Origin of the sequence: Candidatus Palauibacter sp. (assembly GCF_965216145.1) — a bacterium.
Taxonomy (GTDB): Bacteria; Gemmatimonadota; Gemmatimonadetes; order Palauibacterales; family Palauibacteraceae; genus Palauibacter.
On the sequence record NZ_OZ244149.1, the window covers coordinates 2,165,448 to 2,185,146 of the forward strand.

Sequence of the window (19,699 nt, forward strand, 5' to 3'; positions counted from 1 at the left end):
CCCGGGCTGCCGGGATTCTGCCGACCATAATACCCCATGAACCTGAGCGTGGATACGCCCGCCCGCCCGCCCGATCCCGACCTGCGCGCCGTGGCCATCGGCCTGGGCTCGAATCTCGGCCCGCGCTTCGCTCAACTGCGCGAAGCCGCCCGCCGTCTCACGGAGGACACGCTGGTCGACGCACGCTTCTCGCGAGTCTACGAGACCGTCCCCGCCTACGGTCTGCGTCAGCCACCGTACCTGAATGCCTGCTGCGTCGGGTGGACGCGCCGGGATCCGGGCGGGCTGCTCGCGACCCTCAAGGATCTGGAGTCCGAGGCGGGCCGGGACCCGCGGGCCCCGAGGTTCGCCTCGCGCCCGCTCGATCTCGACATCCTCCTCTACGCGGACGAGGTTATGTCGACTCCGCGCCTCACGATCCCGCACCCCGCGTTGCCGGAGCGCGCCTTCGTGCTCGTGCCCCTGGCGGAGATCGCCGGAGCGTGGCGGCATCCCGCGCTCCGGCGGACGATCTCCGAACTCGCGGCGGCGGTCGATCCCGTGGGGATACAGGTCACGCATCTCCGTCTGAGGGAGGCCAGAGAGGCCCATGAGCCGTAGGACCCTCGAAGTCCGGACCCCCGCGGGCGGGCGCTATCCGATCCACATCGAGCCGGGCCTGCTCGGCGACGTGGCCGCGGTTTGCCGCCGACACGCTCCGGCGCACCGGTACGCCGTCATCACGGATTCGCAGGTAGCGCGGCTCTACGGCTCCACCGTCATGGCCAGCTTCGCCGGGGCCGGCCTCGGGGCCGAGTTGGTCCCGTTTCCGGCCGGCGAGTGGAACAAGAGCCGCGAGCAGTGGGCCGCGCTGAGCGATCGCATGGTCCGGGCGGGATTCGGCCGGGACTCCGCCGTGGTCGCGCTCGGCGGCGGCGTTGCGGGGGACCTCGCGGGGTTCGTCGCCGCGACGTACATGCGCGGTCTCCCCGTCGTACAGGTTCCCACGACGCTGCTGGCCATGCTCGACAGCTCCGTGGGGGGGAAGACGGGGGTCGACACCGAGGCGGGCAAGAACCTGATCGGCGCCTTCCATCACCCTTCGGCCGTCCTCATCGATCCGGCCGTACTCCGGACCCTCCCGCGCCACCAGCGCTGCGCCGGTCTGGCGGAAGCCGTGAAGACGGCGGCCATCCTCGATCTGGAGCTGTGGCGCTGGATCGAGTCCCGGGCCGCGCACCTCGTGGGAGGTGAGCCCGCGGCCTCGGCGGAACTCATAGAGCGGGTCGTCCGGCACAAGGCGGCGGTCGTGGCGGACGATCCGCTCGAGCGAGGCGTGCGCGAGATCCTGAACTTCGGGCACACCGTGGGGCACGCGCTCGAAGCGCTCGAGGGGTACAAGCTCCTCCACGGCGAGGCCGTCGCCGCGGGCATGCGGGTCGAGGCCCGCCTCGGGGAGTCGCTCGGGATCACGGAGAGGGGCACCGCCCGGCGGGTCACGGCGGCCCTCGAAGCGTGCGGGCTCGATGGCGACTGGGAGACCGAACGCCGCCCCACGGAGATCCGGGAGGCGATGTCGAGGGACAAGAAGGCCCGCCGGGCCCGCGTGCGCTGCGTGTTCCTGGCCCGGGTGGGCGAAGCGGCGACCGATCCGGACGGACGCCACAGCTTCACGCTGGACGACGCGGCTCTGGGCGAGCCGCTCGCGGCGGCTTTACGCCCGGCCTCGGAGAGTGGAGATTGTCCCGACCCTGGCGGCCCGTGACGGCACTTCGTGACGCGCGGTTTGCCGCGGGCCGCCCACTGGATAACAAGTGACCCCAGCCGAATACTCGAAGATCCCGCCGCTGAGCGTCGCCGACCTGTTCGCCGGACACGTCGAGTCGCACCCGCACGCGCCCTGCCTGTGGGCGGGCGGCGGATCCTGGAGCTACTCCCGCGTCGCTTCGCAGGCCCGGGCGCTGGCCGTCGGGCTGCACAATCTGGGCGTGGAGCCGGGCGATCGGGTCGCGATCGCCCTTCCGAACTGGCCCGAGTTCGTGATCTCCGCGCTGGCGGCCGCCGAGGCGGGGGCCGTCCTCGTTCCTATCAACCCGACCTGTTCGGCGCGAGAGCTTCGCTTCATCCTGCGCAACTCCGAAGCGGCCGTCGCGATCACCGCCGAGGCGTGGAGCGGCATCGACTATCTCCAGCGTTTCGAGAGTCTCCTCATCGAATTACCGGATCTGCAGTACGTGGTCACGGTCGGGGAAGAGGACCTCTGGTACGACGACCGGATCTTCCAGTACGAGGATCTGATCGCGGCCGGGCGCGGTCGGGAAGCGCCGCCCGCGGAGGTGGACCCGGGCCGGGATTCGTGCGCGATCTTCTACACGTCCGGCACCACGGGGGCCCCGAAGGGGGTCGTCCTCACGCACGACAACCTCGTGCGCACGGCGCTCGGGACCGCCCACCGGATGATGCTGGGCCGCGAAGATCGGACCCTGTGCAGCGTACCGCTGGCGAACATCTTCGGGTTGACCGCCATGCTGACGACGCTCGGGACCGGAGGCTCGCTGCTCCTGCAGGAGATGTTCGACCCGGCGGGCGCGCTCGCGCTCGCGGCCGAACACGAGGCGACGGTGGTGCATGGTGTCCCCACGATGTTCGTCATGTTGCTCCGCGAGATCGAGCGCGCGGGGTCGCGGCCGGATTCGCTGCGGACGGGCGTCCTCGCCGGGGCCCCCGTGAGAGAGGACTTCGTGCGGGACGTGCGCCGGCGCCTGGTCCCCGACCTCGAGGTCGCCTACGGCCTCACCGAGACCTCGCCCACCGTCTCGATCACGACCCGCTCCGATCCCGAGGCCAAGCGCGCCCACACGGTCGGCCGTCCGCTCGACGGGGTCGAGATCAAGGTGCTCGAGGAGGACGGCAGCGAACTCCCCGGTGAGTCCGTCGGACAGCTCGCCGTCAGGGGCTTCAACGTGATGCGCGGCTATTTCCGGCAGCCCGGACAGACCCGCAAGACGATGACCGACGACGGTTTCCTGAAGACGGGTGACCTTGCGATGGTCGACCCGGAGGGTTATCTGCATATCGTTGGCCGTTTGAGCGATGCGATCATCCGCGGGGGTTACAGCATCCATCCCGCCGAGATCGAGGCGCAGCTCCGGTCCCACCCTGCGGTGGATGAGGCGGTGGTTCTAGGGGTTCCCAACGACGTTCTGGGTGAACTCATCTGCGCATGCGTGCTCACGGCCGAAGGGGCCTTGATCACGGCGGAAGAGATCCGCGACTTCTGCCACGAGTCGCTGGCCGACAACAGAGTGCCGGATGTCATCCACTTCCTGGATGAGCTTCCGGAGGCCTCGACCGCGGGAGCGCGCCGCGTGAGCCTGGCCCGCATCATACGCGCCGAGGCCGAATCGAGAACCGGGCAGAGCGCACGGTAGCCGGCGCCGCCGGGATGACCGTCCAGCGAGGACGGCTCCGGACGGCGCCGCCACAGAAACGCGAACGGTGGTCCGACGACTCCTCTGGCCATCCCCCCCGTCGAACGGGGGCGAGGAAGAGGGGCCTCAAGGACCCGTTCGCAGCAACGAACGGAACAAGAGGCATGAACGAATCCTACACGCGGGCGCCGCATAGGCGTCCATCCGCCGAAACGGCACGACATACCGCGGCGCTCCTCATCGACTTCGACAACGTCACCATGGGGATCCGGTCCAACATGGGGCAGGAACTCCGCAATTTCCTCGACTCCGACATCATCCGCGGCAAGGTCGCGGTGCAGCGTGCGTACGCGGACTGGCGGAGGTATCCCCAGTACATCGTGCCGCTGTCCGAGGCCTCGATCGATCTGATCTTCGCGCCCGCCTACGGGTCGTCGAAGAAGAACGCGACGGATATCCGACTCGCGATCGACGCGCTCGAACTCGTGTTCACGCGCCCTGAGATCGAGACCTTCATCCTGCTTTCCGGGGATTCCGATTTCTCGAGCCTGGTGCTGAAGCTCAAGGAGTACGGCAAGTATGTGATCGGCGTGGGACTGCAGGAGTCCACGTCGGATATCCTCGTCCAGAACTGCGACGAGTACTACAGCTACAACCGCTTGTCGGGACTCACCTCCGCCGACGACATCCAGACGGACAAGCACGATCCGTGGGAGCTCACGACGCGGGCGGTCACGCGGATGGCCGAGCGCGGCGACGTGATGCGATCGGACCGGCTCAAGCAGGTCATGCTGGAGATGGATCCGGGTTTCGACGAGCGGGCCGTCGGTTTCTCCAGGTTCAACCGCTTCCTGGGCGAAGCCGCGCAGCGCGAAGGGATCGTGCTCCGCAAGCGGGAGAACGGACAGTACGAGGTCGCCCCTCCGGCTGGCGGCGCGGCGCGCGCCGACGGGAGCACCGGAAGCCGGAGCAAGACGGCTTCGGACGGAGAGAGTGCGCAGCGCAGCCGGAACCGGCGGGGACGTCGGGGAGGTTCCGGCCGGGGCCGCTCCCGCTCCCCGGCCTCGAAGCCCGCGTCGGAACCGGCGCCGGCGCCGGCGCCCGAGGCGAAGGCGTCGGACGGCGGCCTGCAGGGCGCCTACGACGCGCTGGCGCGCGCGGTCGGCGACCTGTCTCCGGGCGGGACTCCGGTCCGCGACTCCATGGCCAAGCGGAAGCTGCTCGAGTACGACAGCTCCTTTGACGAGGGGAGCTTCGGCTTCAGCAAGTTCAGCCTCTTCCTCCGCGCCGCCCACGAGGCGGGGGTCATCCGGATGTCGCGGCACGACGACGGCAACCACTACCTGACGCTGGCCGGGGCCGGGGAGAAGCCGGGCCAGCAGAAGCCGGCGCCGCAGAAGCGGGCACAGCAGAAGCCGGCGCCGCAGAAGCCGGACGGCGGGCGGGGGCGGTCTCCGTTCTCGGCGGCCGCGGCCGCCGCTCGAAAGACGCTGGGTCGCCTCCGGCGAGGGCCGGATGCCGAAGAGGGACCCGCGGAGCCGGCGGATCGCCCGGATGCGGCTCGGGCGGCGGAGGCCCCGCGGGATCGCGGGCCCGCGGCCGCCGCGAGCGGCGGCCCGCGACAGCGTCCTCGACAGGACCGCGGATCGCCTCGGCGCGACCATCCGCGACCGCAGGTCTCGCGAACGAAAGAGGAGCCCGCGCCGGCAGCCGCCGCCGGGCCGCCGAAGCCCGCGAGTTCGCCTCCGGAGCGCAAGAGCCAGCCTCCGGAGCAGAAGAGCCAGCCTCCGGAGCGGAAGAGCCAGCCGGCGGCGCCCCGGCGCGAACCCGCGGCCCGCCCGCAAGAACCCGCAGGCCGTCCCGCCGAGCCCGTTGGGCAACAGAGTGAGCCCGGGGGCTCGGAGAAGCCGGCGCCCCGGCGCACTCTCGGGCGGCGCTACCGGTCGGGGTCGCGCGGCCGCGCCCCCGCGCCGCGGACGGCCGGAACGGCGAGCGGCCCCCGCATCGGGCTGATCTCCGACGACGAAGTGCCTTCCGATGGCGCGAAGAACGAGGCGGAGCAGGAGACGAAGAGGGCGGCGGCGGCGACGCGCGAACGGGGCCGGGCGCAGCGGAAGCCCGAAGGACCGCGGAAGCCCGTCGCCGGGCCTGTCGGTCACATGGTCCGGAACTACGCTGGCGTCGGGAAGCGCACCGCGGAGGCGCTGTTCGATCATTTCGGCGACCAGTTGCTCGACGTCATCGACTCCGACCCGCAGCGTCTGACCGAGGTGCTCTCCGAGGCCCGCGCGAAGATCGTCCGGGAGGCCCGTCGCGCCGAGCTGGAAAGCTGACCGGGGGAAGATCCCCGTCCGGAGCGGCGCGCACCGAACCGCTGAGCCCGGATTTCTTCGCCCGTCCCGCCGCGGAGGTCGCGAGAGACCTGCTCGGCTGTGTGCTGCGCTCGGAGTGTGAGGGCGAGCGAACGGCCGGCCGCATCGTGGAGACGGAAGCCTACACCGGACCCGAGGACGAGGCCTGCCACGCGGCCAAACGGATCGGGCGCACCAAACGCAACGCGCCCCTCTTCGGCCCGCCCGGTACCGCATACGTCCATCGGAACTACGGGATCCACTGGCTCCTCAACGTCGTGACGGGTCCCGAGGGATTTCCGGCCGGCGTCCTGCTGCGTGCCGCCGAACCCCTTGAGGGCGCCGACGTGATGCGCCTCCGGCGCGGCCGCGAAGAGCTGACCAACGGGCCCGCCCGCCTCGCGCAGGCGCTCGCCGTCGGGCCGCAGCTCCAGGGACACCGGCTCGATCGCCACCCCCTTTCGCTGCACCGGGGCGAGCCCGTCCCCGACGAGGAAACGGAGGTGACGACGCGGATCGGGATCTCGCGCGCGGCCGACCGACCCCTCAGGTTCTACGATCGACGGAGCCGCTGGATTTCGCGGCGCTGAACCCCGGGAGGATGTGAATGGTGGACATCGCCCTGCAGGAAGTCGCAACTCACGGCTTCGCGTCGATCCTGCCGCCCCTGCTCGCGATCGGGCTCGCGATCTACACGCGCCAGGTCTTCATCTCCCTCGCGGCCGGCATCTGGCTCGGGTACACGATCCTCGCCGGGTGGAATCCCGCCGCGGGCGCCGCGAGCGCCATCGAGGGGGCCATCACCACGCTCGGTGACGCCGGCAACGCGCGGGTCATCGTCTTCACCTTCCTCATCGGCGCCCTCATCGCCACGGTGGAAGCGAACGGCGGGATGCGCGGGTTCGTGCGCTGGGTGGAGGAAGCCCGCTGGGTGACCGATAGACGCCGGGCGCAGATCATGGCCTGGCTCATCGGGATCGTCATCTTCATCGAGTCCAATCTCACCATCCTGGTCGCGGGTTCCGTGTCCCGGCCCCTGTTCGACCGCTTCAGGATCTCACGGGAGAAGCTCGCCTACATCATCGACTCGACCTCGGCGCCCGTCTGCATCCTCATCCCCTTCAACGCGTGGGGCGCGCTGGTCCTCGGGATCATGGAGGAGCAGCAGGTCGTCAACCCCCTCGGCGTCTTCCTCATCGCGATCCCGCTCAACCTCTACGCGGTGGCCGCGCTCGCGCTCGCGGGCCTGACGGCCTTCAGGGGCTGGGATCTGGGACCCATGAAGAAAGCCGAGGCGCGGGCGCGGGAGGGGCGGCTCCAGTGGGAGCACGCCGTCGCGCTCGCCGACCCCGGGGAGATCGCCCCGCCGCCGGCGGAGGGCGTCGCGCTGAAGCCGCGCAACATGCTGATCCCGATCATGGCCATGGTCGTCTCGATGCCCGTCTTCATGTGGATCACGGGCGACGGTTCCATCGCGAGGGGCTCCGGCACGACGAGCGTGCTGTGGGCGGTCCTGTTCGGGCTGGGGCTCGCGTGGCTGCTCGCGCTCGCGCAGCGCTCCCTGAATCTGGACGGGTTGAGCCGCGTCGGTCTCAAGGGCGCGGGCGCCCTCACCGGGATGGCCGTCGTGCTCTGGCTCGCGCTGACGCTCGGCCAGGTCACGCGGTCGCTGGGCACGGGGCTCTACGTGGCGGGCGTGGTGGGCGACACGATCCCGCTCGCGCTGCTGATCCCGCTCGTCTTCATCGTGACCAGCGTCATCGCCTTCGCCACCGGGAGCAGCTGGGGGACGTTCGCGATCATGCTCGCGGTGGCGATTCCGCTCTCGAACGCGCTGGGCCTGCCGCCCGCGCCCTTCGTGGCGGCCGTGCTCTCGGGCGGCGTCTTCGGCGACCACTGCAGCCCGATCAGCGATACGACGATCATCGCGTCGCTCGCCTCGGCCACGGACCACATCGAGCACGTGCGCACCCAGATCCCGTACGCCGTCATCGCCGGCGGGGTCGCCACGCTGGGGTTCGCCATCGTCGGCGCCGCGATGTGAGAGCGGGTGCGGTGAAACACGTCCTGCCCATCTCCTGGACGGAAGCCGGAGGGCGGGGAAGCGTCGGCGGCATCCCCGCGGCCGACCTCGCCGCCCGCTTCGGTACGCCGCTGGTGGTCGTTGACGAAACCCACCTCGAGGCGCGCCTCGCCGCGTTTCGCTCCGTCTTCGGTCCGGGCGCCGAGCTCACCTACGCGGGGAAGGCGTTCCTGTGCGGCGCGCTCGTGCGGCTGCTCGCCCGGGAGGGCTGGTTCGTCGACGTCGTCTCGGGGGGCGAACTCGAACTCGTGCGCCGGCGGTGGATTTCGTGGCGCCGCTTCGTGATTGCTTTCCCGAGACGGTCGAACTCGACCTCGGCGGGGGGCTGGCCGCGCCGTACCGGGCCGATGAACGGGTCCCGTCGCCGCGCCGGTACGCCGAGGCCCTGCGGACGGGGCTCCGGGAGGCGGGGGCGCGCGAGCGGCTCGGCTCGTACCGGCTCATCGTCGAGCCCGGCCGCTCGGTGATCGCCAACGCCGGGCTCACCCTCTACCGCGTGCACGCCCGCAAACGCCTCGACGGCCCGGAGGCCCGCTCGCTCACCGCCGCCGCATCTCGGCGGTCGCGAGCACGCTGACGTCGGGGTCGAACACCAGACCCTCGGCCGCAGCGGCCCCGGGGATCCGAAGCGTCGCCTCTCGCGTCTCCGTCCGGACGCTCGCCCGTCGCCCATCGGCCCCGCCACCCTCGACCTCGAACTCGAGGTCGAGCGTGAAGGTGGGCCACTCCGCCGGCTGGACCTGGCGGATCGAGACCATCAGCTCCGATCCCTCCGGCCTCCATTCAATCTCGAGTTGCGGGTGTCCCGGCCCGTGCACCCACTGATCGAAGAACCACCCCAGTTCCTGTCCGGAAGCCGCCTCGAAGGCCGCGCGCACGTCCGCGGTCAGCGCCACGCCATGCAGGTGACGGGCGTAGTAGTCGCGTATGCCGCGGAAGAAGGCCTCATCTCCCAGCTGTCCGCGCAGCATGTGAAGCACCCAGGCGCCCTTCTGGTAGTTGTTCCGGTTCAGCAGGTCGAAGAGTTGGTTGGAGCTGGAGTCGACGATCGCCTGCCCGACGACGTCCGACCCGACCGCGACTTCGCGGCTGGAGGTCATGAGCGATCGGAACGCCTCGACGCCGTCCCGCGCCTCGAAGTAGAGCGGGCTGAAATAGCTCGCGAAGCCCTCGCTGACCCACAGGTGGCTCCAGGAGGCAGGGCTCACCGCGTCGCCGAACCACTGGTGCGCCGTCTCGTGGGCGATGACCCCTTCGCCCATGCGACGCTCCTCCCACCCGCCCCGTCCGTAGAAGATCGCGCTCGAGTTCTCCATCCCGCCGAAGCGGGTCGAGGATTCCACGTGCGCGAGCTTCTCGTACGGATAGGGACCGATGAGCTCGCTGTAGTAGGCGAGCATGTCGGGCGCGCGGGCGAAGCGCTCGGCCCCATAGTCGCCGTCCCCGGCCAGCGCCCACACGCTCACGTCGGCGCACGCTTCGCCCCCTCCCGGGTCGGGAGGCGCTGCAGGGGAGAGCCCGCACCCCGCCTCGCCGAGCGGCCGCCGCTCGAAGCGCGCCATCCCGACGACCATCGTATAGGAGGGGATCGGCGCCCCGGGGTCCGTCTCCCAGATCCACGTCGTCCCTCCCTCCGCTACGGGCCGCCTCTCGACGAGCCGCCCGTTGGCGATGACCTCGAACCCCTCCGGCGCCAGCACCTCGAAGCGGGCCGTCGCCTTGTCGAGCGGATGGTCGTTGGAAGGGAACCACCAGCGCGCCCGGTTCGGCCAGTTGTCGGCGAACACCGCCGGTTCGCCGCCGCGGTCCTCTCCGAAGAAGAGCCCGTTTTCCGGGGCGCCGCCGTATTCGATGCGGATCTCGCGTTCGGTTACGTCGGCGGAGGGTTCGAACGGTCCGATGGTGAGGACCGACCCGCCCCGCCCGAACTCCGCGGCGGCGCCGTCGAGCAGGACCGATCCCACCTCCAGTCCGATGAAGTCGAGGTCCACGCGGTCCGCCCCCGCGGCCACATCGCCGCGCAGCGTCGCGATGGCCTCGAACCGCCCCGAGGCCGGACGGGAGAGGTCGAGTTCGAGCAGGTAGTGCGCGATGTCGTAGCCCGCGCGGTCCGCCGGCCCCCGCACTTCGAGCCCGGGTTCGGGGGCGACGGACGCCGCGTCGAGCCCCTCCCCGTCGGCGGGAATCGGGGTCGGGCGCGGTCCGTCCGGGGCCGGCCGGCAGGCCGACGACAGCCCGAAAACAAGGAGCGCGGCGAGGACACCGGCCGGCCGAACCCGCGCTTCGGATCGGGTCCCCGCTTGCGGAGCGGCCTCCCGCTCCCCACCGTGGCGGCGAAGCCGACGCCGGATGGAAGCCCGGCGTCCGTCGAATTCACTCGTGAAACGAAGTCTGCTCATCGCATCCGCTCCTGGAACACGCGCGCTCCGAGCGGGCCGTCCGCCCGCCCCTCGCACCACGACGCATGTGACTCTACGCCCGTGAGTGAGGAACGCCACCCCTTCGCCGAACTCGGTCTCGCCCCGGCGCTCGTCGAGGCGGTCGCGCGTGCCGGCTACGTCGAACCCACCGAGATCCAGCGCCAGGCGATCCCGGCCATCCTCGCCGGGCACGATGTCCTCGGGACGGCCCACACCGGGACCGGGAAGACGGCTGCGTTCACCCTCCCGGCCGTGCAGCGCCTCGCGGCGACCGAGGACTCCAGCGCGCCGCGCGGCCTCGTCGTCACGCCGACGCGCGAACTCGCCCAGCAGGTGGGGGCCGCCGTGACGGCATACGGCGGGGCGTCCTCCATCGAGGCGGTGATCATCCACGGGGGCACCCCGCTCGGGCCGGAAAAGGAAGAACTCGCGTTCGGGTGCGACATCCTCATCGCGACGCCCGGCCGCCTGCTCGACCACCTGAAACGCGGCAACGCGGATCTGTCACGCATCGAGGTGCTCGTCCTCGACGAAGCCGACCGGATGCTCGACATGGGCTTCATCGACGACGTGAAGGAGATCGTCCGGCGAACCCCGGCCGACAGGCAGACGCTCCTCTTCTCCGCCACGATGCCCGACGGCGTGCGCTGGCTGGCCCGCGAGCTGATGACGGACCCCGAGGAGGTCAAGGTCGGCCGGGAGACCGCCGCGGAAGGAATCCGGCAGGTGCTCCATCCCGTCGACTGGTCGCAGAAGCAGGCCCTTCTGCATCACCTCCTCGAGACGTGGCCGGAGGGACAGGTGCTCGTGTTCACGCGCACGCGGGTGACCGCGACCTACCTGGCCGACTATCTGCGGGCGCGCGACGTCTCGGTGGCGGGCCTGCACGGCGGCAAGCACCAGGATCAACGGGACAAGGCGCTGCGCAGGTTCCGCGAGGGGACGGTGCGCGTGCTGGTGGCGACCAATGTGGCCGCGCGGGGCCTCGACATCCTCGGCATCCGGCACGTGGTCAACTTCGACGTGCCCGAAGACCCGCGGGACTACGTGCACCGCGTGGGCCGGACCGCTCGCGGCGACGACACCGGCGATGCGGTCACGCTCATGGCCTCGAGCGACTGGGTCGAGATCCGGGCCATCGAGCGTCTCCTCGGCGAGAGCATCGAGCGCCGCGCCGTGCCGGGCTTCGAACCCGATGTCGTCCCGCCGCCCCCCGAGGAGGAGCCCGTCGAGCGGCCGGAGCCCTCGGCCCTGCGGCGCGGCATCCGGCGGCGGCGCTAGCGCACCCTCTTTCGGGCCGCGCCTCCCGGCTTTCGCCGCTCCCCGGCCGGGGCCCATAATTCGTCGTTACTCAGCGTCGTCCGCCGTCCGTTCGCGGGTCCTCTGCCGGAGGTGTCCAGATGTCTCTCGATCTCAGCGTCCGCCGCCGTCGCGTCGGCCACCGTCGTGTCCGCCGCCGTTCCCACCGCCGCGCGGGCGGCCTCGGAGTGGTGGTCGCCGCCGCCCTCCTCGTGGCGCTCCCCTCGGACGCCGAAGCCCAGCGCACCGCGAAGCCGGTGTTGCACGGGCGCCACTGGATGGCGATCACCGGCAAGCCCCTCGGTGCCACTGCCGGAGCGCGCATGTTCCACCAGGGCGGGAACGCGGTCGACGCCGCGGCGGCCATGCTCGCCGCGACATCCACCATGTGGGACGTGCTGTCGTGGGGCGGAGAGACGCAGGCCCTCATCTACCACCCGGGGGAGCAGCGCGTGATCGGGCTCAACGCGCTCGGCGTGGCCCCCACGGACGCCACCCCCGAACACTACCGGTCGGAGGGGCACGAGAACTTCCCGCCCGAGTTCGGCCCCCTCGCGGCGGTGACCCCGGGCACGCCGGGCGGGCTCATGACGATGCTCGCCGAGTGGGGCACGCTGAGCCTCGCCGACGTTCTCCAGCCCTCGATCGAGATGGCGGAGGGGTATCCGATCGAGGCGGATCCGGTCCGGCGCATCCGGGACTCGCGGGACGAGATCCGCCAGTGGCCCTCCTCGGTGGCGGTCTACTTCACCCACCCCGGGGACCCCGACGACCCCGGCCCGCGCGAGGGCGAGATCTTCCGGCAGCCCGGCCTCAAGCGCACGCTCGAGCGCCTCGTCGCCGCCGAAGCCGAGGCGCTCGCCGCCGGCGCCGACCGCCGGGAGGCGATCCATGCGGCCTACGACGCCTTCTATCGTGGCGACATCGCGGCCGATTTCGTGGCGGGCGCCCGCGCGGCGGGGGCGCTGATCACGATGGAGGACATGTCGAACTGGCAGGTCCATATCGAGGAGCCCGTCAGCACGAACTACAAGGGGATCGACGTATACAAGCTCACGACCTGGGTCCAGGGGCCCGTGATGCTCCAGGCGCTCAACATGGTCGAGCAGCTCGACGTCCGGTCCATGGGCTACAACAGCGCCAACTACCTGCACGCCCTCTATCAGGTGATGAACCTCTCCTTCGCCGACCGCGACTTCTACTACGGCGACCCGTACTTCCCGCCCGAGGAGCCGGTCGAGGGCCTCCTCTCGAAGGACTACGCGAAGGCGCGCCTCGGCATGATCGACTGGGAGCGGAACGATCCGACCGCCGGCCCCGGAGATCCGTATCCCTTCCAGGGCGGCGAGAACCCCTTCCTCCACCTCCTCGAGCGCTGGGGAGAGCGGCGCGAGGTGACGACGGAAGACGGCGCGGCGGAAATGGACGCAACGGCCCACGCGGCGCTGGACGAGGACTTCTACCTCGGGACGACCTCGGTGCAGACTGCCGATGCCGAAGGCTGGGTCGTCTCGATCACCCCATCGGGCGGGTGGATCCCCGCCGTGATCGCGGGCGAGACCGGGATCGGACTCTCGCAGCGGGCCCAGAGCTTCGTGCTCGATGAAGCGGACAACCCGTACAACGTGATGGAGCCGGGGAAGCGGCCGCGCGCGACGCTCACGCCGAGCATGGCCCTCAAGGACGGTCGCCCCTTCCTCTCCTTCGCGGTCCAGGGCGGTGACGGGCAGGATCAGAACCTGCTCCAGTTCTTCCTCAACGTGGTCGAGTGGGAGATGAACGTGCAGCAGGCGGTCGAGGCGCCGAACATGAACAGCTACCAGATGCGCGGTTCGTTCGGCGAGCACGAGACGCGGCCGGGACGGATGCTCCTGCAGGACGCCACGCCGCCCTGGGTCCGCTCCGCCCTCGCATCGATGGGCTACGACCTGACCTTCTCCGAGCGCACCTCGGGACCGATCAACGCGATCTTCTTCGACTGGGAGAACGGTGCCTTCTGGGGCGGCTCGAGCCACCACGGCGACGACTACGGCATCGCGTGGTGAGCGCCGCGCCGGGGCGGGGCGATCGCTATTCGCCCAGATCCATCACGTCGAACAGGTCGTATCGCGCTCCGGGCCCCGGACCCCGGGCGCCGCCGTCCCCCTCGGCGGGCCGCAGTTCGTCCGGGTTCGCGGGGCGACGCAGATGCCAGTCCGTCGTCCGCTGGTACGCCGCGATGGCCGACAGGAGGTGGTGCTCCGCGTAGGGTTCGGCGCCGAACATGGCGCCGATCGGCCTCGGGAAGCCGGTCGACTCCGTCTCGAACCCGATCGGGAAGCCGATGAGCGGCAGCCCCACCATGTCGAAGGGGAAGGGCTGCGTCTGCGTCACCAGATCGCAGCGGCCGAACACGCCCTCGAGGATCTCCTCGAGGAGGATCAGCCGGGCCCGTGATCCGCGCACGTACTCCGCGGCCGGGAGGAGGAGCCCGTTGATCCACGGGGCGAGCGAGACGCCGAACTTCCGCACGTCGTCGCGCAGGTGTTCGAGGAAGATCTCCGAGCGCTCCGGGAGGCGCACGTTGTTGAAGTTGGAGCTGGTCAGCGTCTCCCAGTGGGTCGGGAAGGCGAGTTCGACGACTTCGGCCCCCAGTTCCTCCAGCGTCGCGAGCATCCGCCGTCGCGCCTCGGCCGTCGCCACCTCCCGCCGGTAGGCGGCCTGCGTGCGTTCGCGCCGGGGGAAGGAACTCCCGATGCGGTCGATGTCGGGGTCCGGCTCGGGCCCGGGGCCGGCGGGCGGCTCCGGCTCGTCGAGGTATCCGGGCAGCACGCCGATCCGGACCGGTCCGCCGCGCTCCGGATGGACGAGCGGCCGTCCGTCGCCGCCGCCGTCGCGCACGGCCCCCATGTAGTCCGGGACGGGCGGCAGCCCCAGCGAGCGCGGGTCCAGCGGATCCGGCCCCGCCATCACGTGCAGCATCGCGGCCGCGTCCACCGCGTCGCGCGCCAGCGGCCCCGGGTGGTCGCGCGTGTAGGTGAGCGGGAGGACGCCGTACAGCGACACGCGGCCCATCGTCGGCTTGATCCCGGTCAGCCCCTGGGCGTTCGAGGGGTTCGTGATCGACCCGCCCGTCTGCGTGCCCGTGCTCGAGGCGGCCATGCGGGCCGCGACCGCCGTCGCCGACCCGCTCGACGAGCCGCTCGGGCTCACGTCCTCGTGGTGCGGGGCCCACGCGTTGGCCGTCGTGCGCTCCCCGGTGGGCGTACTCGCGGCCGTCGTCGCGAGCGGTCCCATCTGCGTCTTGCCGAGCAGGATCGCGCCCGCGTCCCGGAGCCGGGCCCAGGCAGTCGCGTCGAAGTCCGGCACGAAGCCCTCGAAGATGAACGAGTTCGCCGTCGTCCGAACCCCCGCGGTGAAGAAGTTGTCCTTGATCGCGAGCGGTACGCCCGCCAGGGGACCGCTGCCGCGCCTCCGGTCCGCCATCCGCGCCGCCTCGAGAGCGGCCTCCGAGACCACGGTGTTGAACGCCTGGTAGCGGGGGTCCCAGCGCCCGATCCGCCGGAGATACGCCTCCACCAGTTCGACCGCGCTCACATCGCGGTCCCGCATGAGGCGCGCCGCCTCGACGAGCGTGAGTTCGGTGAGATCCGTTGGCTGGGGGCGGTCCGTGGCCGGCAGATCGAACTCCGGCGATCGTAACCCGTCACGCGGTGCGGCCGCGCGCCCCGTCGCGCGCCCGGCGGGGCCGAGCGACACGGTCCCACCCAGGACCCGCGGTGTCGCGACCGCCGTCGCGGTCAACGCCGTCATCCGCTCCAGGAAGCGGCGCCGGTTCAGCTCACCCACGGTTCCACGCGCCCATTTCGGAGGGATAGAGGGCGGGGGCGGGCCCCATGGCGTCGAGTTCGAAATCGGCGATGGCCCCCGGCGTCGAGCGCAGGAAGCGGCGCGCGGACGCCATGATACGCCGTTGATCGGCCGGCGCATCCTCGTCGTCGTCAGGGAGGACCGAGAGATCGACGCCGAGTAGCGCCAGACGCGTGCGGATGTACGCGTCGAGCTGTTCGTCCGTCAGCTCCTGCACGGCCGCGACGGATCGCGGCGGAGCCTGTCGGCGGGCCATGGCGCCTCCGTGGGAAGGGTGTTCGGAAGGATCATGACTTCGGCGACCGCCCCGCGCCACGGTCCAATCCGCCCCGGCGCATTCCCGGCCGCGGTCCGGACACCTAGATTTACCGGAGCCGCGGCCCGAGCGTCCGTGGCGCGTGGGGCGGAAGGAGAGACCTATGGCTTACCGAAGCGACGCAACGGGGCGGATGGGACGCCCGCGTGCGTTGGCCGGTGTCGCCTTCGCCTTGCTGTTCATCGTCTCCGGGGCGCTGGCGGGCCAGCACAGCCACGCGGATACGGCCGAATCGCCGGCCGCGTGTGCCGTCTGTGCGTCAACGCATCAGGCTCCTGTCCTCGCAGCCCCCACGCAGCTCCCTGACCTCAGGCTCGACTATCGGTCGACGCCGCTGGACGGCGCTTTCCGACTCGCCGCTCGGCCCGCGGCCGCGAGCCCCGACCGCGCCCGCGCTCCACCCGCCGCTTTCTCCCTCTGACCGACTGAATCCGGCAGCCAGGCACGAGGGTTGCCCCGACGTGCCGGCGTCATATCCGCAAGAACGGAGATCCGTCCGCCCCGGCAGGACCCACGGGGCACGGGTCGGGAGAGGACCATGAAGAGATTTCCGGCGAGCGGCCGGAGGGCCGCATGTCTTGCCGTAGCATTCATCCTCGTCGGGAGCGGCGCGGCCGAGGCTCAGGCCTCCGGCGAGATCCGCGTCCGCGTCGTCGACGTCGGTGGAAACCCGGTCGAGGAGGCCGACGTCAGAGTGGTCGACCTGGGTCGGGTGCTGCACGTGGAGGGCGACGAAGAGGCGCGCTTCGAGCGCGTCCCCACCGGAGAATACCTGATCGAGGTCGAGAGCCCCCGTGCGGGGCGCGGCATCCGGGCGGTTCGCGTCATCGCCGGAGAGACGGTCGAGGTGACCGTCACCGTGTCGCTGTTCTTCCACGGGCAGGAACTCGTCGTCTCGGTCGGGGGGGGCACCCAGGCCGACCTGTACACACCGAGCCACGTCGAGCGCGGCATCGACCTCAGGGCCTCGGCGCAGACCAGCCTCGGAGAAACGCTCGCCGACCAGCCCGGCGTGAACTCCTCCTATCACGGACCCGGAAGCTCACGCCCGCTCATTCGCGGACTCGGCGGGTCGCGGGTGCGCGTACTCGAGTCGGGTCTGGGATCGGGAGACGCCTCCACGACGAGTCCGGATCACGCTCCGAGCGTGGAAGCGATGGCCGCCGACAGGATCGAGGTCATCCGCGGGCCCGCGACACTCCTCTACGGCGGTTCGGCGGTCGGTGGGGTCGTCAATATCGAGGATGGACGGGTGCCGCGAGAGATCCCGGCTCACCCGCTCATCGCCACCCTGACGTTGAGGGGCGGCACCGTCGCCGACGAACGCAACGTCGCGGGCCGCGTCGACGGCGCGGCCGGACGGATTGCGCTGCACCTCAGCGGGCTCTATCGGAAGACGCAGGACTACGCCATCCCGGGCCTCGCCTCCATCGACGAGCTTCACGCGCCAGGCGAGGAGGAAGAGGATGAGGAGGGGCCCGAGGAGGCGCTCCCCGGGATCCTCCCCAACAGTTCCGTCGAGACGGCGAGGTTCGCCGGCGGACTCTCCTACGTCGGAGACAACGGATTCATCGGCGTCTCCTTCCTCGGATACGACAGCGACTACGGCGTTCCGGGCGATCATGGGCACGGGGAGGAAGAAGGGGAGGACCACGACGACGAAGACGATGAAGAAGAGGGACACGCCGGGGAGGAGGGAGACGTGCGCGTCGACCTTCGGCAGCGGCGAGCGGACTTCATGGCCAGCTGGCGCCTGGGCGGCGATTTCCTGAAGGGTGTCCAGGCCCGCTTCGGGGTGACGGACTATCAGCACTTCGAGATCCTCGTCGACGAGGTCTCGGGTGACCGCGACATCGAGACTCGGTTCTTCAACAACGAGTGGGAAGGACGGCTGCACGTCGAACACGCGCTCGCGGAAGGCAGTCGCGGCGCCTTCGGAATCCACGCCCGTAACCGCGACTTCGAGGCGATCGGCGAGGAAGCCTTCGTGCCCCCTTCCTCGACGCTCGAGTTCGCCGCCTTCCTGTTCGAGGAGTTCAGCGTCGGACGATTCGGACTCCAGACCGGCGCGCGGTTCGAGACCCGGGCGACCGAAGCCGAGGGTGTCGCCAGGAGAAGAAACGACCGCGGCTTCTCCGCATCCCTCGGCGGCGTGTTCGAAGCCTCCGAGGCGGTCTCGCTCGTCGTCAGCGCGGCCCGTTCGGCGAAGCTGCCGTCGGCCGAGGAGTTGTTCTCGAACGGGCCGCACCTGGCCACGCAGGTGTTCGAACTCGGCGATCCGGAGCTGGAGCCGGAGTTGGGGCTCAGCCTCGATGCCGCCATCCGGATCGGCACGGAATCCGTCCGGACCGAGCTGAGCGTGTTCTCGAACTCGTTCGACGGCTTCACCTACCAGGCGTTCACCGGCGAGGAGGAAGACGGCCTCGTGGTGGCCCTGTGGTCCCAGGCGGACGCGGTCTTCACGGGATTCGAGGCGCATGCCGAAGTGGAGTTGTTCCACTACGCGGACGGACACTTCGTGCTGGACGCCTTCGGCGACTACGTACGCGCCGAACTCACCGCGAACGACCAGCCGCTCCCGCGCATTCCTCCGTTTCGCTTCGGCGCGGGCCTAGGATATGAGTCTCCCGCATGGCACGGCCACGTCAAGGCCAGGCGCACGGCCGGCCAGGAGCGGGTGGCGGCGTTCGAGGAGCCGACGGACGGGTATACCCTGATCGACGCGAGTGTCGGATATCGGATCTTCCAGGGTCGGGTGGCGCACGACATCGTGCTCACGGGGACGAATCTGACCGACCGGGAGGCGAGGAGTCACACCTCGTTCCTCAAGGAACTGGCGCCGTTTCCCGGGCGGGAGATTCGCCTCACGTACCAGCTGAGCTTCTAGCGGGCTGCCAGCGATCCATCGTGACGTGCGAGCGCGGGCGCCGGAGGGGTTTGCCGCCGAACGGCGCCCGCGCTAACGTTCACGGGAGCCCGTGGCGGCAGCGCTTGTGCCGCGGGCCGCGCGATGTGGGGCCGTATTTCTTGAGCCAACAATTGCCCAAAGAGTCTCCCATCCGGAGGCGGACGCCATGCCCCGCGGGGGAAGGCGAAGACCGAAGGTAGGGGGCGAACCGTGTATCCGAGGGCTTCAAGAAATCACCTTGCATCCGCTCGGCAGTCCGCGGCGAAGCCCCGCGCCGCTCGATGCAGCGGGGCTTTCGCAACGGGCTGCCTACCAGAGGGGGTGGCCCACGGGTCGCCCCTTTTGCATCGGGGGTGCCCCGTGAATGGAGCGGGACTCCGCCTCGGCCCGCTGGACCATTGGAGGGCGTCGTGAGCGAAGAAAGCCTGGCTCATCGTCAGGTGGACCCGAGGACCAGGCTCGCCGTCGATCCGGCGAAGGTCGAGACCGACAACGAGGATCTCCTCGCGCGTCTCGTCCGCGAACAACTCGGACTGCTGGGCGAGGATCCCCGGCGCGAGGGTCTGGTCCGCACGCCCGCGCGCGTGGCCGGGGCCATGCAGTTCCTCACGCGCGGTTACGCGCAGACGGTCGACGAGGTGATCGGAGCCGCCATCTTCGAGGAACCCCATGACTCGATGGTCATGGTCAGGGACATCGAGGTGTACTCGCTTTGCGAGCATCACATGCTGCCCTTTTTCGGCAAGGCGCACATTGCCTACATCCCCGATGGCCGCATCGTCGGGATCTCGAAGTTCCCCCGCATCGTGGATGTGTTCGCCCGCCGGCTTCAACTGCAGGAGCGCCTCACGGAGCAGATCGCCCAGGCGATCGAGGACGTGCTGAAGCCGCAAGGCGTGGGGGTCGTCGTCGAGGCCAAGCACCTGTGCATGATGATGCGAGGCGTCGAGAAGCAGAACTCGAAGACGATCACGAGTGCCGTCCGCGGGCTGTTCCGGCGAGACTACCGGACGCGCGCGGAGTTCCTGCGCCTCGCCTATTCCCCCGACGCCTGACGGCCGCC

At 70.6% G+C, this 19,699-nt stretch carries 14 protein-coding genes and 1 pseudogene; 12 read left to right on the plus strand and 3 right to left on the minus strand.

Annotated elements, in window-relative coordinates:
* The first annotated feature begins 36 nt into the window (after positions 1-36).
* From folK to ACOOHF_RS09495, 8 genes and pseudogenes are all read left to right on the plus strand, one after another.
* A complete protein-coding gene (folK, locus tag ACOOHF_RS09460; protein WP_420461458.1) occupies positions 37-600 on the plus strand; it encodes a 2-amino-4-hydroxy-6-hydroxymethyldihydropteridine diphosphokinase in 564 nt (187 codons plus the stop codon).
* Positions 590-1,744, plus strand: coding sequence for a 3-dehydroquinate synthase (gene aroB, locus ACOOHF_RS09465; RefSeq protein WP_420461459.1), 1,155 nt, complete (start codon positions 590-592; stop codon positions 1,742-1,744). Before folK ends, aroB begins: the two co-directional genes overlap by 11 nt.
* 49 nt (positions 1,745-1,793) lie before the next feature.
* Complete coding sequence (locus ACOOHF_RS09470; RefSeq protein ID WP_420461460.1) at positions 1,794-3,410, plus strand: class I adenylate-forming enzyme family protein; 1,617 nt, start codon at positions 1,794-1,796, stop codon at positions 3,408-3,410.
* A gap of 164 nt (positions 3,411-3,574) precedes the next feature.
* Positions 3,575-5,743, plus strand: a complete 2,169-nt coding sequence (locus ACOOHF_RS09475; RefSeq protein ID WP_420461461.1) for an NYN domain-containing protein — start codon at positions 3,575-3,577, stop codon at positions 5,741-5,743.
* A gap of 41 nt (positions 5,744-5,784) precedes the next feature.
* Entirely contained in the window at positions 5,785-6,351 is a 567-nt protein-coding gene (locus ACOOHF_RS09480; protein ID WP_420464354.1) for a DNA-3-methyladenine glycosylase, read from the plus strand.
* 17 nt (positions 6,352-6,368) lie between these two features.
* Positions 6,369-7,805 (plus strand): Na+/H+ antiporter NhaC family protein, encoded by a 1,437-nt coding sequence (locus tag ACOOHF_RS09485; RefSeq protein WP_420461462.1) that lies wholly within the window; start codon positions 6,369-6,371, stop codon positions 7,803-7,805.
* 113 nt (positions 7,806-7,918) lie between these two features.
* A pseudogene (locus tag ACOOHF_RS09490) lies at positions 7,919-8,088 on the plus strand (diaminopimelate decarboxylase); the annotation flags it as partial.
* Positions 8,089-8,112: 24 nt separating this feature from the next.
* On the plus strand, positions 8,113-8,421 hold the full coding sequence (locus ACOOHF_RS09495) for a hypothetical protein (protein WP_420461463.1): 309 nt from the start codon (positions 8,113-8,115) through the stop codon (positions 8,419-8,421).
* Here the strand turns inward: ACOOHF_RS09495 and ACOOHF_RS09500 are convergent.
* On the minus strand, positions 8,384-10,243 hold the full coding sequence (locus ACOOHF_RS09500; RefSeq protein ID WP_420461464.1) for a M1 family metallopeptidase: 1,860 nt from the start codon (positions 10,241-10,243) through the stop codon (positions 8,384-8,386). The two genes, ACOOHF_RS09495 and ACOOHF_RS09500, sit on opposite strands and share 38 nt — an antisense overlap.
* An 81-nt stretch (positions 10,244-10,324) precedes the next feature.
* On the opposite strand from ACOOHF_RS09500, the gene ACOOHF_RS09505 reads away from it, so the two are divergent.
* Complete coding sequence (locus ACOOHF_RS09505) at positions 10,325-11,545, plus strand: DEAD/DEAH box helicase (RefSeq protein WP_420461465.1); 1,221 nt, start codon at positions 10,325-10,327, stop codon at positions 11,543-11,545.
* Between the two features lie 119 nt (positions 11,546-11,664).
* The gene (locus ACOOHF_RS09510) at positions 11,665-13,608 is read left to right on the plus strand and encodes a gamma-glutamyltransferase family protein (RefSeq protein ID WP_420461466.1); all 1,944 of its coding nucleotides are present in this window, start codon (positions 11,665-11,667) and stop codon (positions 13,606-13,608) included.
* 25 nt (positions 13,609-13,633) lie between these two features.
* On the opposite strand, the gene ACOOHF_RS09515 is transcribed toward ACOOHF_RS09510, so the two are convergent.
* Both ACOOHF_RS09515 and ACOOHF_RS09520 read right to left on the minus strand, forming a co-directional pair.
* Entirely contained in the window at positions 13,634-15,391 is a 1,758-nt protein-coding gene (locus tag ACOOHF_RS09515; RefSeq protein WP_420461467.1) for an amidase, read from the minus strand.
* The gene (locus tag ACOOHF_RS09520; protein ID WP_419934770.1) at positions 15,384-15,668 is read right to left on the minus strand and encodes a hypothetical protein; all 285 of its coding nucleotides are present in this window, start codon (positions 15,666-15,668) and stop codon (positions 15,384-15,386) included. Before ACOOHF_RS09520 ends, ACOOHF_RS09515 begins: the two co-directional genes overlap by 8 nt.
* Before the next feature lie 598 nt (positions 15,669-16,266).
* Between ACOOHF_RS09520 and ACOOHF_RS09525 the strand changes: the two genes are divergently transcribed.
* Complete coding sequence (locus ACOOHF_RS09525) at positions 16,267-18,615, plus strand: TonB-dependent receptor (protein WP_420461468.1); 2,349 nt, start codon at positions 16,267-16,269, stop codon at positions 18,613-18,615.
* A 461-nt stretch (positions 18,616-19,076) separates the two neighbouring features.
* The gene (gene folE / locus ACOOHF_RS09530) at positions 19,077-19,691 is read left to right on the plus strand and encodes a GTP cyclohydrolase I FolE (RefSeq protein ID WP_419934905.1); all 615 of its coding nucleotides are present in this window, start codon (positions 19,077-19,079) and stop codon (positions 19,689-19,691) included.
* Positions 19,692-19,699 lie beyond the last annotated feature (8 nt).

What these genes read in the sequence shown, in the direction of transcription:
- folK (WP_420461458.1), top strand. Translation starts at nt 37, where the DNA reads ATGAACCTGAGCGTGGATACGCCCGCCCGCCCGCCCGATCCCGACCTG.
- aroB (WP_420461459.1), top strand. Translation starts at nt 590, where the DNA reads ATGAGCCGTAGGACCCTCGAAGTCCGGACCCCCGCGGGCGGGCGCTAT.
- ACOOHF_RS09475 (WP_420461461.1), top strand. Translation starts at nt 3,575, where the DNA reads ATGAACGAATCCTACACGCGGGCGCCGCATAGGCGTCCATCCGCCGAA.
- ACOOHF_RS09485 (WP_420461462.1), top strand. Translation starts at nt 6,369, where the DNA reads ATGGTGGACATCGCCCTGCAGGAAGTCGCAACTCACGGCTTCGCGTCG.
- ACOOHF_RS09500 (WP_420461464.1), bottom strand. Translation starts at nt 10,243, where the DNA reads ATGAGCAGACTTCGTTTCACGAGTGAATTCGACGGACGCCGGGCTTCC.
- ACOOHF_RS09510 (WP_420461466.1), top strand. Translation starts at nt 11,665, where the DNA reads ATGTCTCTCGATCTCAGCGTCCGCCGCCGTCGCGTCGGCCACCGTCGT.
- ACOOHF_RS09520 (WP_419934770.1), bottom strand. Translation starts at nt 15,668, where the DNA reads ATGGCCCGCCGACAGGCTCCGCCGCGATCCGTCGCGGCCGTGCAGGAG.
- ACOOHF_RS09525 (WP_420461468.1), top strand. Translation starts at nt 16,267, where the DNA reads ATGAAGAGATTTCCGGCGAGCGGCCGGAGGGCCGCATGTCTTGCCGTA.